At 69.9% G+C, this 14,161-nt stretch carries 11 protein-coding genes and 1 pseudogene; 1 reads left to right on the top strand and 11 read right to left on the bottom strand.

All coding sequences use genetic code 11. From position 1 onward, the window contains the following. Nucleotides 1–146: 146 nt before the first annotated feature. The 6 genes and pseudogenes from CG723_RS15160 to CG723_RS15135 all read right to left on the bottom strand — a co-directional run bounded on the left by CG723_RS15160 (nt 147) and on the right by CG723_RS15135 (nt 6,055). Complete coding sequence (locus CG723_RS15160; RefSeq protein WP_100593932.1) at nt 147–1,799, bottom strand: beta-N-acetylhexosaminidase; 1,653 nt, start codon at nt 1,797–1,799, stop codon at nt 147–149. Beyond that, complete coding sequence (locus CG723_RS15155; protein ID WP_100593931.1) at nt 1,799–2,656, bottom strand: carbohydrate ABC transporter permease; 858 nt, start codon at nt 2,654–2,656, stop codon at nt 1,799–1,801. The genes CG723_RS15160 and CG723_RS15155 overlap by 1 nt, the downstream gene beginning before the upstream one ends. 32 nt (nt 2,657–2,688) lie before the next feature. After that, nucleotides 2,689–3,570: pseudogene (locus tag CG723_RS15150) on the bottom strand (carbohydrate ABC transporter permease); the annotation flags it as partial. Nucleotides 3,571–3,589: 19 nt separating this feature from the next. After that, complete coding sequence (locus CG723_RS15145) at nt 3,590–4,882, bottom strand: extracellular solute-binding protein (RefSeq protein ID WP_100593930.1); 1,293 nt, start codon at nt 4,880–4,882, stop codon at nt 3,590–3,592. A 224-nt stretch (nt 4,883–5,106) separates the two neighbouring features. Continuing rightward, nucleotides 5,107–5,394 carry a DUF3039 domain-containing protein gene (locus tag CG723_RS15140; RefSeq protein ID WP_100593929.1) on the bottom strand — a complete coding sequence of 96 codons (288 nt, stop codon included), beginning with the start codon at nt 5,392–5,394 and terminating at the stop codon, nt 5,107–5,109. Nucleotides 5,395–5,494: 100 nt separating this feature from the next. Next, nucleotides 5,495–6,055: a YqgE/AlgH family protein gene (locus CG723_RS15135; RefSeq protein ID WP_199841783.1), complete on the bottom strand. Its 561-nt coding sequence runs from the start codon at nt 6,053–6,055 to the stop codon at nt 5,495–5,497. Nucleotides 6,056–6,381: 326 nt separating this feature from the next. Between CG723_RS15135 and murA the strand changes: the two genes are divergently transcribed. After that, the gene (murA, locus tag CG723_RS15130) at nt 6,382–7,722 is read left to right on the top strand and encodes a UDP-N-acetylglucosamine 1-carboxyvinyltransferase (protein WP_100593927.1); all 1,341 of its coding nucleotides are present in this window, start codon (nt 6,382–6,384) and stop codon (nt 7,720–7,722) included. A 188-nt stretch (nt 7,723–7,910) separates the two neighbouring features. On the opposite strand, the gene CG723_RS15125 is transcribed toward murA, so the two are convergent. From CG723_RS15125 to CG723_RS15105, 5 genes are all read right to left on the bottom strand, one after another. Continuing rightward, nucleotides 7,911–8,192: an HU family DNA-binding protein gene (locus CG723_RS15125; RefSeq protein ID WP_030680681.1), complete on the bottom strand. Its 282-nt coding sequence runs from the start codon at nt 8,190–8,192 to the stop codon at nt 7,911–7,913. A gap of 296 nt (nt 8,193–8,488) precedes the next feature. Then, nucleotides 8,489–9,922 carry an NAD-dependent malic enzyme gene (locus CG723_RS15120; protein WP_100593926.1) on the bottom strand — a complete coding sequence of 478 codons (1,434 nt, stop codon included), beginning with the start codon at nt 9,920–9,922 and terminating at the stop codon, nt 8,489–8,491. Nucleotides 9,923–10,284: 362 nt separating this feature from the next. Beyond that, nucleotides 10,285–12,675, bottom strand: coding sequence for a HelD family protein (locus CG723_RS15115; protein WP_199841782.1), 2,391 nt, complete (start codon nt 12,673–12,675; stop codon nt 10,285–10,287). 81 nt (nt 12,676–12,756) lie between these two features. Beyond that, nucleotides 12,757–13,557 carry an anti-sigma factor family protein gene (locus CG723_RS15110; protein WP_100593924.1) on the bottom strand — a complete coding sequence of 267 codons (801 nt, stop codon included), beginning with the start codon at nt 13,555–13,557 and terminating at the stop codon, nt 12,757–12,759. Then, nucleotides 13,554–14,129 (bottom strand): sigma-70 family RNA polymerase sigma factor, encoded by a 576-nt coding sequence (locus CG723_RS15105; protein ID WP_100593923.1) that lies wholly within the window; start codon nt 14,127–14,129, stop codon nt 13,554–13,556. The genes CG723_RS15110 and CG723_RS15105 overlap by 4 nt, the downstream gene beginning before the upstream one ends. Nucleotides 14,130–14,161 lie beyond the last annotated feature (32 nt).

The raw sequence follows: 14,161 nt of genomic DNA, 5'->3' as shown, positions 1-14,161 counted from the left end.
GCCCCGAGGACCAGGGAGATGGGTCGATTTCGCCCCTGGTCGCCGGTCGGTGCGCATTGCCACTCTTCGGTGATTTTTGTAAGGCTTTTTCGTGCGGTCCCACGGTCCCAGGGCCGGAGCCCCGGGGCACGCGTACGGCGGGCCTCTCACACGTTCGGGGGCGCCCCCTCGATCGGGCGTCCGAGCACACCCGGTCGCTGCTGCCACGGAAGGGGTCCTGTGGGCGGGCGGTAGCCGACGCCGAGGGCGTCAAGGCGGGCGTAGTGGGCGGTCATTCGGCGCCGGAAGTCCGCGTAGTCGCGCTCGGCGGGTGCGGGCAGGGCGCTCCAGGCGACCTCGGCGAAGGCGGCCAGGCGCGGGAACACCTGGTAGTCGACGCGGTCCTGGCTCTCCATCACCTCGGTCCACACGTTGGCCTGGGTGCCGAGCACATGCCGCGCCTCGTCCTCGGTGAGCTGCGGGGGGACGGGCTCGAAGCGGTAGACGTCCTCAAGCGTGCGGACGTATCCGATGGGCATCGGCTCGTCGTCGCCCGGCGCCTGACGGTGGTCCAGGTACACCTGCTGCTCGGGGCACATGACGACGTCGTGTCCGGCGCGGGCGGCGGTGATGCCCCCCTGGTAGCCGCGCCAGGACGACACGGCGGCGCCGGGCGCGAGGCCGCCCTCCAGGATCTCGTCCCAGCCGATCAGACGACGGCCGCGTTCGGTGAGCCAGGTGTCGAAGTGCCGGATGAACCAGGACTGGAGCTCGTCCTCGTCCTTCAGGCCGAGTTCGGCGATCCGGGCCTGCGCGGCGGGCGACTGCTTCCACTGGTCCTTGGGGCACTCGTCGCCGCCGATGTGAATGAACGGCGAGACGTCGGCGGGGAAGAGGCCGAGGAGTTCCTCGAATACGCCCTCGTAGAAGCGCAGGGTGTGGTCGGTCGGCGCGAGTACGTTCGGGGTTACTCCCCAGTTGTCCCAGACCGTGAGCGAGGCGGTGTCGACGACGTCCGTGTTGCCGAGTTCCGGATAGGCCGCGATGGCCGCCTGGGAGTGGCCGGGGACATCGATCTCGGGGACGACGCGGATATGCCGTTGGGCGGCGTACGCGACGATCTCGCGGATGTCGTCCTGCGTGTAGAAGCCGCCGTGCGGACGGTCGTCCCACAGGGGTGAGGCGCGGTGGCCGAATTTCGTGCGTGCGCGCCAGGCTCCGTGCTCCGTGAGCCGGGGGTGGCGCTTGATCTCGACGCGCCACCCCTGGTCGTCGGTGAGGTGGAAGTGGAAGACGTTCAGTTTGTGCGCGGCGAGCAGGTCGAGATAGCGCAGGACTCCGTCCTTGGGCATGAAGTGGCGTGATACGTCCAGCATCAGGCCGCGCCAGGCGAAGCGTGGGGCGTCCTCGACGGTGCCGGTGGGGACGGTCCACGTGCGGACCGCTTCGACGGGCGCGCGCCGGTATGCGTCCGGGCCGAGGAGCTGACGGAACGTCTGGGCTCCCCAGAAGACACCGGCCGCGCTGCCGCCTTCGACGCGGACCGCGTGCCGGTCGACGGTCATCCGGTAGGCCTCCGGGCCGAGTTCCGGGTCGACGCGCAGTTCGATACGGGTGCCGCCGTCGCGCAGCTCAGTGCCGGTGTCGGCGTCGTTCAGGGCGAGGCCGGTGGCCGCTCCGACGGCCGAGCGCAGCCAGCGGGCGACGCCCTCGGTGCCCGCGCCGGCGTCGATCGTCGTGGCGTCGCCGAGCTCGTGAAGGCCGTCGCCGGGCGCCGTCCGGCGGGGTACGGGAATGAGATCTGCCGAAGTCACTGACATCAGTCCTTAACCGCGCCGCCGAGCCCGGACACCAGGCGCCGCTGTACGAGTACGAAGAAGACCAGTACCGGAATGGTCATTACCGTCGACGCCGCCATGATGCCGCCCCAGTCGTTCTCGTCGGGTTTGAAGAAGACGAGCAGGGCCATGGGCAGGGTCGACTGCGAGGTGTCGCTGATGATGAAGGACTTCGCGAACAGGAAGTCGTTCCAGGTGGAGATGAACGAGAACACGCTGGTCGCCACGAGGCCGGGAAAGACCAGCGGGAAAAGGATCTGCCAGAGGAACCTGGTGCGGCTCGCGCCGTCGATGTACGCCGCCTCCTCAAGCGCTTCAGGCACGGCCTTCACAAAGCCCCGGAGCATCCACACCGCGAACGGCAGCGAGAACGCCAGGTGCGGAAGGATCAGTGAGCCCAGCGTGTTGAGCTGCCCGAAATCCCGCATGAGGAAGAAGAGCGGAATGGTGAGGGCCTCGACGGGCACCATCTGCGCCACCAGGAACATGATGAGAAGCGTCGTGCGGAACCTGAACCGGAACCTTGTCACCGCGGTCGCCGCGAGGAATGCGACGAGGGCGGAGAGCACGACGACGGTGCCCGCGACGATCAGGCTGTTGAGGAAGTACCGGCCGAATTCCTGCTGTTGGAAGACGCGCCGGAAGGAGTCGAGCGAGGGCGCGAGCGTCCAGGGCCTCGGCTCGGTCGACTCGATCTCCCCGGCCGGCTTGAAGGCACCGAGCACCATCCAGTAGAGGGGGAAGGCGACGACGAGGGCGATCAGGAGGGCGGACGCCTCGGCGGCGAGCCGCCACGGCCGCCGCACCCTCACCCGGACCCGTACCCGGACGGAGCTCACAGCGCGTACGGGACTCGCAGCACGTACGGAGCTCACAGCTCCTCCCCTCTGCGGCGCAGGATCCGCAGGTAGCCGAGCGTGACGGCGAGCAGGATCAGCAGCATGACGACGCCGATCGCCGAGCCGAGGCTGTACTGGCTCGACGCGAAGGCCTTTTGGTACGCGTACACGTTGAGCACGAGGTTCTGGCCCGCGATGCCGCCGCCGTTCGTCATGACGTAGATCTGGGTGAACACCTTGAAGTCCCAGATGACCGACTGGACGGTGACGACGAGGAGGATCGGCCGCAGCATCGGCGCGAGCACCGAGCGCCAGGTCCGCCACTGCGAAGCCCCGTCGAGCGCCGCCGCCTCGACGACCTCCTCCGGGATCGCCCTGATGCCCGCGTACACGGTGACCATCACGAACGGGAAGGAACACCACACCACTTCGAGCAGGACGAGCGCGAAGGCGCTGTAGCGGCCGTACGTCCACGAGAAGTCGCCGAGCCCGAACACCCGGTTGACCGGGCCGAAGTCCGGGTCGAAGAGGAACATCCACACCGTCGAGCCGGTGACGGCGGGCGTCGCCCAGGCGCCGAGCGCGGCCAGCATCAGGGCGAGCCGGGGCAGGGCACGTACGCGGGTGAGCAGGACGGCGAGGGCGCAGCCGACGGCGAGGGTGGAGACGACGCACGCGGCGGCGAACAGGACCGTGGCGAGCAGCACCTGCCAGAACTGCTCGTCGGCGAAGAGCGTCGCGTAGTTCCCGAGCCCCTGGAACGTGGTCGGTTCGCCGCCGCTGACCTGGGCCTGGGTGTATTCGAGGAACGAGATCAGGCCGAGTTGGTAGACGGGGTAGACGAGGAGCCCGCCGAGGAGGAGCAGGGCGGGGGCGAGATAGAGCCAGGGGGTCCAGGCGCCGGTGCGGCGGGCGGTGGTGGTGGCCACGCGGTCAGCCCGCGGTGCGGAAGGCGGTGTCCATCTTCTTCGCCGCGTCCCGCGAGGCGGTCGCCACGTCCTTACGTCCGCTGACGATCTCCTGGAACATGGTCGGCAGGACGAGCGAGGCGTCTATCTGACCCCACGCGGGCGAGGCGGGCACGAACTTGGCGCCGGCGCCGAGGGTCTTGATGAAGGGCGCGACGAAGGGCTCCTTCTTCGCGACGCTCTCGCGGACGTCCGTGTACGTGGGCAGGAAGCCCATCGCGTCGAAGAGTTCGCCCTGCGTCTTCTTCGAGGCGAGGCTCTTCATGAGGTCCACGGCGAGCGTGCGGTGCGAGGTGCTCTTGAGCACGCCGATGTTGTTGCCGCCCGCGAAGGCCGGGGCGATGCCGCCCTTGTCCGCGCCGGGCAGCGGCACGACGGCGTACTTGCCCTTGACCTTGCCGTCCTCCATGGCCTGGTGACTGAAGTCGCCACCGATGGCCATGCCGGCCTTGCCGGAGGCGAAGGCGGTGACGGTGTCGTTGCCGCCCATGCCGGCGCACTTGGCCGCGGGACAGTTGTCGTCGCCGAAGAGGGATGTGTAGGCCTCGATGCCCTTGCGCGCGGCCGGGCTGTCGATGGCCGACTCGTACGATCCGCCCTTCTTCTCGGCGAGTTCGCCGCCCTGGGACCAGATGAACGGCATCGCGCCGTACGTGTACGCGCCGCCGACCGCGAGGCCGTACAGGTCCGGTTTCGCCTTGTGGATCTTCCGTGCCGTGGCGGCGAGTCGGGCCTGCGTCGTCGGGACGCCGAGCTTGAGGTCCTTGAAGACGTCGGTGCGGTAGTAGAGGGCGCGCACGCCGACGAAGTAGGGGGCGCCGTAGATCTTTCCGTCGACGGTCACGGACTCCTTGGCCGTCGGGTCGGTGTCCTTGGCCTCGGACCAGGCGCCGAACTCGGCGGTCACGTCGGCGAGGCCGCCGTCCTTGACGTATCCGGCGGTGTCGGTGTTGCCGTACTCGATGACGTCGGGCGCGCTCTTCGGGTCGTTGAAGGCGGCCTTGATCTTCTCGGCGCGGGTCTCGACGGGTATGTACTCGACCTTGACGTCGGCGCCCTTGTGGGACTTCTCGAAGGCGGCGACGGCCGCGTCGACGACCTTCCGCTTCGGCTGGTTGTTGACCTCCTGGAAGAGCCAGACACGCAGGGTCCCGCTCTTGTCGTCCCCGGCGGAGCCGTTGTCCGAGGTCCCGGGGGCGCAGGCGGTGGCGAGGGCAAGTGCGGCCAGGGGCAAGGCCATTCGGACGGGGAGCTTCATGGGGGCAGCCTCCGAAGTGTCGTTGCAACATATGCAATGGCGGTTTTGCTGTGCACAACACAGAGGAGGCTAGGAGGTCCAGACCACTGAGCGCAACGGTCGCGCAGGCAGCACAAAGGCCCCCATGGCGCGACAGATGCGCACCTCGGGGGCCTTTCGCAGCAGCCTCAAGAACCTTCCGCAGCGACGCGAACCGCCGCTTCCTGCCCTCGTGCTCGCTGCTTCTACTTCTTGTCCTTGCCGCCCTTGTCCTTGTCGCCACCGGCGCCCATGGACTCGTAGATCTCCTTGCACATGGGACACACGGGGTACTTCTTCGGGTCCCGGCCCGGCACCCAGACCTTGCCGCAGAGCGCGACGACCGGCGTCCCCTCGAGGGCGCTCGCCATGATCTTGTCCTTCTGGACATAGTGGGCGTAGCGCTCGTGGTCGCCGTCACCGTGCGACGTCTGCGGCGTCGGCTCTACGAGGGTCCCCGTACCTGTCCCGCGCTCGGGCTCAAGAGTGCTCATAAAGGCCAAGGGTACTTAAGCGCCGGGAGAAGGGGCAGCGGCCTCGGGGTGAAGGGCCCGCACGCCCGATTTCCGTCGATCACGGCACCGGCCGGCGGCCTCAGTTGAGCGAGGGATCGTCCGGGTACGTCGCCACCATCGCCAGGTCGCTGCGCTGGCGTCGCAGTACCGCCCGCCACAGGCCCTCGGGGTCCGTCGACGAGACGTCGCCCGGCTCCGACTCGACGACGTACCAGGCGCCGTCCGTCAGCTCGGACTCCAGCTGGCGCGGGCCCCAGCCCGCGTACCCCGCGAAGATCCGCAGGGAACCGAGGGCGGAGGCGAGCAGCTCGGGAGGGGCCTCCAGGTCGACGAGGCCGATCGCGCCGTGGACGCGGCGCCAGCCGAGGGGCCCTTCGTCGCCGGGGATCACCGCTACGCCGAGCGCCGAGTCGAGCGAGACCGGGCCGCCCTGGAAGACGACGCCCGGATCCCCTGCGAGCTCGCCCCAGCCCTCCAGGATGTCCCCGACCCCGACCGGCGTGGGCCGGTTGAGGACGACGCCGAGCGAGCCCTCCTCGTCGTGGTCGAGGAGCAGCACGACCGCCCGGTCGAAGTTCGGGTCCGCAAGGGCGGGTGTGGCCACGAGCAGCCGCCCTGTGAGCGAGGACACCTCGGTCATGCCAGACATGATCCCGCATCTTGCCGCCGAGCGGGGAGTCAATGGCCCTTCCCGGGTGCGCCCAGCTCAGAGACGCCTCACGCGCCCGGGGCGCGCGCCGTGAACCGCTCCCGGAAGGTAACCCTCCGCGCCCGTTCAGCGACATTTCGTGTTGTAGCGAAGTCATGACGCCCCGCCTGTGCACTTGGGCCTACAGAAGGGGGGTAGGCGGCCCTTACGCTTATGCCTTGGCCCGCCCAGCGGCCCGGCCCGAAAGGCCTCGCCCGACGGCTCCGCCCTGCGGTCCTGTCCATCTGTCCTGTCCATCTCATCGGAACGCGAGATTCATGACCGTCACCGACGATGTACTGCTTGTCCACGGCGGAACCCCGCTGGAGGGCGAGATCCGTGTCCGCGGCGCGAAGAACCTCGTGCCCAAGGCCATGGTCGCCGCGCTGCTCGGCAGCGAGCCGAGCCGGCTGCGCAACGTCCCGGACATCCGTGACGTCCGGGTCGTACGCGGCCTCCTCCAGCTGCACGGCGTGACGGTCCGCCCGGGTGAGGAACCCGGCGAGCTGATCATGGACCCGTCGCACGTGGAGAGCGCCAACGTCGCCGACATCGACGCGCACGCCGGCTCCTCGCGCATTCCGATCCTGCTGTGCGGGCCGCTCCTGCACCGGCTCGGCCACGCGTTCATCCCCGGCCTCGGCGGCTGCGACATCGGCGGCCGGCCGATCGACTTCCACTTCGAGGTGCTCCGCCAGTTCGGCGCGACCATCGAGAAGCGGGCGGACGGCCAGTACCTGGAGGCCCCGCAGCGGCTGCGCGGCACGAAGATCCGGCTGCCGTACCCGTCGGTCGGCGCGACCGAGCAGGTGCTCCTGACGGCCGTGCTGGCCGAGGGCGTGACCGAGCTCTCGAACGCGGCCGTGGAGCCCGAGATCGAGGACCTCATCTGCGTCCTGCAGAAGATGGGCGCGATCATCGCCATGGACACCGACCGGACCATCCGGGTCACGGGTGTCGACAAGCTCGGCGGCTACACGCACCGCGCCCTCTCGGACCGCCTGGAGGCCGCGTCGTGGGCGTCGGCCGCGCTGGCGACCGAGGGCAACATCTACGTCCGCGGCGCCCAGCAGCGCTCGATGATGACGTTCCTGAACACGTACCGCAAGGTCGGCGGCGCCTTCGAGATCGACGACGAGGGCATCCGCTTCTGGCACCCGGGCGGCTCGCTGAAGTCGATCGCCCTGGAGACGGACGTCCACCCCGGCTTCCAGACCGACTGGCAGCAGCCGCTCGTCGTGGCCCTGACGCAGGCCTCGGGTCTGTCCATCGTCCACGAGACGGTCTACGAGTCCCGCCTGGGCTTCACGTCCGCGCTGAACCAGATGGGCGCGCACATCCAGCTCTACCGCGAGTGCCTGGGCGGCTCGGACTGCCGCTTCGGCCAGCGCAACTTCCTGCACTCCGCGGTCGTGTCGGGCCCGACGAAGCTCCAGGGCGCCGACCTGGTCATCCCCGACCTGCGCGGCGGCTTCTCGTACCTGATCGCGGCCCTGGCCGCCCAGGGCACGAGCCGCGTCCACGGCATCGACCTGATCAACCGCGGCTACGAGAACTTCATGGAGAAGCTCGTGGAGCTCGGCGCGAAGGTCGAGCTGCCCGGCAAGGCACTGGGCTAGCCACAAGCCGGCTGGGGGTCCGGGGGCCATCCCCCGGGCGGACACAGCCTGGAGAAGCTCGTGGAGCTCGGCGCGAAGGCCGAGCTCCCGGGCTGGCCGCAGGAGGCTGCTGACGCCTTCCTGAGCGCCGCAACAACACAGAAGGGGCGGCCACCCGAACCGGGTGGCCGCCCCTTCTGTTGCCTGGCTTACTTGCCCTTGGCGGCTTCCTTGAGCTTGGAGCCCGCGGACACCTTCACGCTGAAACCGGCCGGGATGTTGATCGGCTCGCCGGTCTGCGGGTTGCGGGCGGTGCGAGCGGCACGGTGCGTGCGCTCGAAGGTCAGGAAGCCGGGGATGGTGACCTTCTCGTCGCCCTTGGCAACGATCTCGCCGACCGTCTCGGCGAACGCGGCCAGCACGGCGTCGGCGTCCTTGCGGGTCACCTCGGCGCGGTCGGCCAGCGCGGCCACCAGCTCACTGCGGTTCATGTTTGTACTCCCGTGTTCTTCTTGCCGTTGAGGCGTGCCACGCGGCGGAGCCGCATGTTGGGCACAGCGAAGCCGATGCTGCCAGGGTCCTCGGTCAGGCCCCGGACCCGGGTCCGTCTTCAGACCCTCGCGCCCGAAGACGCATCCTGCCCCCACCAGCGGCGGGAAAGCCAATCCGGCGCCCTCGGGGGTCACCGAAATGCGTCGCCGTCCCGGACTGGGGCGGGGTCGGGGCCGTGCTTCCCGGCCACCCTAGAGGGCAGCCAGGGGCCCCGCATTCCGCGACGCGCCGGGCCTCAGGAGGCCGTGGCGCCTGTCACAGCGGCGCCGGCGGCCTTCGCGGCGTTACGCACCGCTCCGGCGACGGCGCCCGCGACCTTGTCGTTGAAGACGCTCGGAATGATGTAGTTCGGGTTGAGCTCGTCCTCGCTCACCACGTCCGCCAGGGCGGCCGCGGCGGCCAGCATCATCTCCGTGTTGACCGTACGCGACTGGGCGTCGAGGAGGCCACGGAAGACGCCCGGGAACACGAGGACGTTGTTGATCTGGTTCGGGAAGTCCGAGCGGCCCGTGGCCACAACTGCCGCCGTCTGACGGGCGATTGCGGGGTCGACCTCGGGGTCGGGGTTCGCGAGCGCGAACACGATCGCGCCCTCGGCCATGGCCGCCACGTCGTCCCCGTCGAGCACGTTCGGAGCGGAGACTCCGATGAACACGTCGGCGCCGCGCACGGCCTCCTTGAGCGTGCCCGTGAGGCCCTCGGGGTTGGTGTTGTCGGCGATCCAGCGCAGCGGCGAATCGGCCTTCGCGTCGACGAGGTCCGCGCGGTCCGCATGGACGACACCATGGATGTCGGCGACGACCGCGTTCTTGACACCGGCCGCGATCAGGAGCTTGAGAATCGCCGTGCCGGCCGCGCCCGCGCCGGACATGACGACGCGGATGTCGCCGATGGCCTTGCCCGCGACACGCAGGGCGTTCGTCAGGGCGGCGAGGACGACGATGGCCGTGCCGTGCTGGTCGTCGTGGAAGACCGGGATGTCGAGGGCCTCACGCAGGCGGGCCTCGATCTCGAAGCAGCGCGGGGCGGAGATGTCCTCGAGGTTGATGCCGGCGAAGCCGGGGGCGATGGCCTTGACGATCTCGACGATCGCGTCGGTGTCCTGGGTGTCCAGGCAGATCGGCCAGGCATCGATGTCGGCGAAGCGCTTGAAGAGGGCCGCCTTGCCCTCCATGACCGGCATGGCGGCCATCGGGCCGATGTTGCCGAGGCCGAGCACGGCGGAGCCGTCCGTCACGACCGCAACGGTGTTCCGCTTGATCGTCAGACGCCGGGCGTCCTCGGGGTTCTCGGCGATCGCCATGCACACGCGGGCCACACCCGGCGTGTAGATCATGGACAGGTCGTCACGGTTGCGAATGGGATGCTTCGACTGCATCTCGATCTTGCCGCCGAGGTGCATCAGGAACGTACGGTCGGAGACCTTGCCGAGGACGACGCCCTCGATGCCGTTCAGGCCCTCGACGATCTCGTCGGCGTGCGAGGTGGAGCTCGCGGCGATCGTGACGTCGATCCGGAGTTTCTCGTGGCCGGACGCCGTCACGTCGAGACCGGTCACCGAGCCTCCGTGGGACTCCACGGCCGTCGTGAGTTGGGATACCGCTGTTCCGCTGGCGGGCACCTCAAGGCGGACCGTCATCGAGTAGGAGACGCTGGGCGCCGTTGCCATGGCCGACTTCCTCTGCTTTCACCGTGTGGCTGCTGCTGTTTTTCCGTCCGATCGTCGCACCTACCGCCGAGTACGTGGTAGCCGCCCCGGATTGCGAACGTTTTGTTCACTGCCCGGACAGCGCCCCGGTAGCGCACTTTCGGAAAGTTGTTTCCACCATACGAGAAGTGATGGGAAACAGAAAGAGGTCCACGTCAGGTGACGTGGACCTCTTCCTACGTTGATGACACCGGCCCGCCATGCTCGCCTCGCGGCAAGTGGTCGCTCGTAGCGACGAAGGTTGGGCCCGGGGGCTTGGATCGAGCCGGTGCCACGTCCAAGGTAACAAAGGATCCCCGTAAGGCAATTCCCATCCCTCGAACTCATTCACGCAGCAGGTCCGGCACCCCGTCCGCGTCGGGTTCGTCGCGGCTGCCCGAGACGACGGTGAGCTGCTGCGTGGCGCGGGTCAGCGCCACGTACAGGACGCGCAGGCCCGCCGGGGACTCGTCGGCGATCTCCGCGGGCGACACGACGATCGTCGCGTCGTACTCCAGGCCCTTGGCCTCCAGGCTGCCGAGCGCGACCACGCGGTCGCCGAGCCCGGCCAGCCAGCGCGCCGCCTCGTCCCGCCGGTTCATCGCCACGACGACGCCGACCGTGCCGTCGACCTGGTCGAGCAGGCGCGCCGCTTCCTCCCGGACGCTGTGCCCGAGGCCGTCCCGTACGACCGCGAACCGCGGGCGCACGCCGGTCGAGCGGACCGCCGAGGGGGACTCGGAGCCCGGCATGGCGAGCGCGAGGACCTTGGCGGCCAGCTCGGCGATCTCGGCCGGGTTGCGGTAGTTCACGGTGAGCGTGAAGCGGCGGCGCGGGCGGGAGCCGAGGGCCTCGTCGCGGGCCTCGGCCGCCTCGTCGGGGTCCGACCAGGACGACTGGGCGGGGTCGCCGACCACCGTCCAGGTCGCGTGCCGGCCGCGGCGGCCGACCATCCGCCACTGCATGGGCGTGAGGTCCTGCGCCTCGTCGACGATGACGTGCGCGTACTCCGTACGCTCCTGGGCCAGGCGCTCGGCGCGCTCGCGCTGGGTCTCGTGGCGCTCGGGCATCAGCTCCTCGAGGCCGGTGAGCTGGTCAAGGGGGTCGTACTCGCGCTTCTTCTTCGGGCGCAACGGGGTGCCCAGGACCGCGTTCAGCTCGTCGAGGAGCGCCACGTCGTGCACCGACAGGGCGTCGCGGCGCAGCGAGCGGGCGACCTTGCGGACCTCGCCGGGGTTGAGGATCCGGCGCGCCCAGCGGCCGAGGCGGCGCTCGTCGCCCATCGCGGCGAGGACCCCGCGCGGGGTCAGCTCGGGCCACCACGCGTCGAGGAAGCGGACGAAGTCGTCCTCGGAGGTGATGTCGTCGTCGAACGACGAGCGCAGCTCCGCGGCGAGTTCCGGGTCGCTGTGGCGGGTGCCCGCGCCGGACTGCGACCACAGGGCGTCCAGGAGGAGCTTGCGGGCGCGCGGACGGAGCATATTGACGGGGGCGGTGCCGCTCAGCGCGTTCTGGCGGATCCTCGCCAGGTCGGCGGCCTCCAGCTCCAGGCGGCGGCCGAAGGCGACGACGCGCAGGCGCGTGGGCTGCTCGGCGGGGGCCGCCGCGTCGTCGTCGGGCTCCTCGCCGAAGGCCAGCTGGCCCGTGCCCTGCGACGGTTCCTTCGCGGGCGTGCCCGCTTCGAGCGCGCCGCGCGCGGCCTTGCGCAGGACGCGCAGCATCCGCGAGGAGCCCTTGACGCGGGCCACCGCCGGGGAGTCGTAGACCGTGGCCTCCGCGCCGTCGACCAGTGAGCCGACCGCGCGGATCGCGACCTGGCCCTCCTCGCCGAGCGAGGGCAGGACGCCCTCGGTGTAGGCGACGAGGAGCGGGGTCGGGGAGACGATCAGGATCCCGCCCGCGTACCGGCGGCGGTCCTGGTAGAGCAGATACGCGGCGCGGTGCAGGGCGACGGCCGTCTTGCCGGTACCGGGGCCGCCCTCCACGTACGTCACCGAGGCGGCGGGCGCCCGGATCACCAGGTCCTGCTCTGCCTGGATGGACGCCACGATGTCGCGCATGGTGTGGCTGCGGGCCTGGCCGAGGGCGGCCATCAGGGCGCCGTCGCCGATGACGGGCAGCTGCTCACCGTCGAGGTACGCGGTCAGCTCGGGGCGCATCAGGTCGTCCTCGACGCCGAGCACCTTGCGGCCCTTGGAGCGGATGACCCGGCGGCGTACGACCCGTCCCGGATCGACCGGGGTCGAGCGGTAGAAGGGCGCGGCCGCCGGCGCGCGCCAGTCGATGACCAGGGGCGAGTAGTCGGCGTCCAGGACGCCGATCCGGCCGATGTGGAGCGTCTCGGCGATGCCGGCGGTCCGCTGCCCGTCCGCGTCCTCGCGCACGGCCCCCTCGGCGGGCTCCACGGCCGTGTACGCGCCGTCGGGGCCCTTCTTGCCGTCCTTGCCGAGCAGCAGGTCGATCCGGCCGAAGAGGAAGTCCTCGAACTCGTTGTTGAGGCGATTGAGGTGGATCCCCGCGCGGAACACCTGGGCGTCGCGTTCGGCGAGGGCGCCGGGTGTGCCGACCTGCCCCCGCTTGGCCGCGTCGTTCATCAGGAACTCGGCCTCGTGGATCTTTTCCTCGAGCCGGCGGTACACCTGGTCGAGGTGTTCCTGTTCGACGCCGATCTCGCGCTCCCGTACGGAATCGCGGTCCTGGTCGAGCGCGGTTTGCTGATGAGCCTGAGCGGCCACCGGGCCCCCTTCTGACGTGCTGGGCAGCCGTCAAAGGTACGCGAAGGGAGGCCCGGGAGGCTACGTATCCGGCTGCCGGGGCTACGCGTCGACCTCCACGAGGCGTTTGCCGTCGAGGGTCTCGACCTCGAAGTGGTCGATGGCGTTGCGCTCGAACGCGGCGCCCCCGTGCACGTACAGGGGTTCCTTCGAGACCTCGTGCTTGCTGCCGGGAATGCCGTAACCCCACTGCGGGACGGACCAGGTGGTGACCGTCTCGCGCTCGCCGTTCTTCCCGACCGCGATCAGGGAGCACTTCAGCGGGCCCTTGACGTTCTTCAGCTCCAGGACGGTGTGGGTGCCCCAGGCCTTCTTCTCCATGCCGATGGTGGCGGTGACCTTCGTGACCGCGTCGGTCGCCTTGACCTTCTCGTCCATGTGGTTGAAGAAGGCGTCCTCGGCGGGGCTGGTGGGGTGGGCCCCCTCGGCGACGTTGTCCGTCCCGCCGTCGTTCACGGCGAGCACGGTCAGCGGGCCGCCGATGATCAGTGCGGCGGCGGCCGCCACCAGGTACATCCCGCGGCGGCGCTTGCGGGCCCGCTTCTGCGCCACCTCGTCGAAGAGCCGGCCGGCGAGCTGTTCGCTCGGGCGGGCGCCGAGCTGCGCACCGAGGCGTTCCCTGGCGGGGGTGCCCTGCGGTTCGGGGAGGTCCGCGAGGGCGGCGAGCATCGGCTCCATGCCGGAGAACTCCTCCAGCTGGCGTGCGCACAGCTCGCAGCCCGCCAGATGCGCTTCGAACGCACTTGCCTCGGCGTCGTCGAGGACACCGAGCACGTAGGCGCCGACCGTCTCGTGAACGTCACCGGACCCATGCGGTCCGTAGTCGTCGTACGAGGCACTCATGCCGTCACCCCCCGCTCCTCCAGCGCCAGCTTCATGGAACGCAGCGCGTAGAACACCCGTGAGCGCACCGTTCCGCTGGGAATACCGAGTGTCTCGGCAGCCTCGTTGACCGTACGCCCCTTGAAGTACGTCTCCACCAGCACCTCGCGGTGGGCGGGCGTCAGGTCCTCGAGTGCGTCCGAAAGGGTCATCAGCCACAGCGCCTTGTCGATCTCGTCCTCCGCGGGGATGACCTCCAGCGGCGACGGATCGACCTCCTGCGGCCGGGCCTGCCGACTGCGGTGGCCGTCGATGACGATGCGCCGGGCGACCGTCACCAGCCAGGGGCGTACCGAACCGGTCGCTCGGTTGAGCTGACCGGCGTTCTTCCAGGCACGGATGAGCGTTTCCTGTACGACATCTTCGGCGCGCTGCCGGTCCCCCGCCACCAGCCTGAGCACATAGGCAAGAAGTGGACCCGCGTGCTCGCGGTAGAGCGCGCGCATCAGCTCCTCGTCGGGCTCAGGAGGCTGCGGCGCGCGATGTCGTGCCCTCGGCGGGCGTTCATCGGCCACGGCGGAATCCTTGCGCACGCCTACCTCCGCTGTCCCCTGGTTGAGCGTTC

It is taken from the genome of Streptomyces sp. CB01635 (assembly GCF_002803065.1).
Classification (GTDB): domain Bacteria; phylum Actinomycetota; class Actinomycetes; order Streptomycetales; family Streptomycetaceae; genus Streptomyces.
This window is presented reverse-complemented; position numbering and strand designations above follow the sequence as displayed.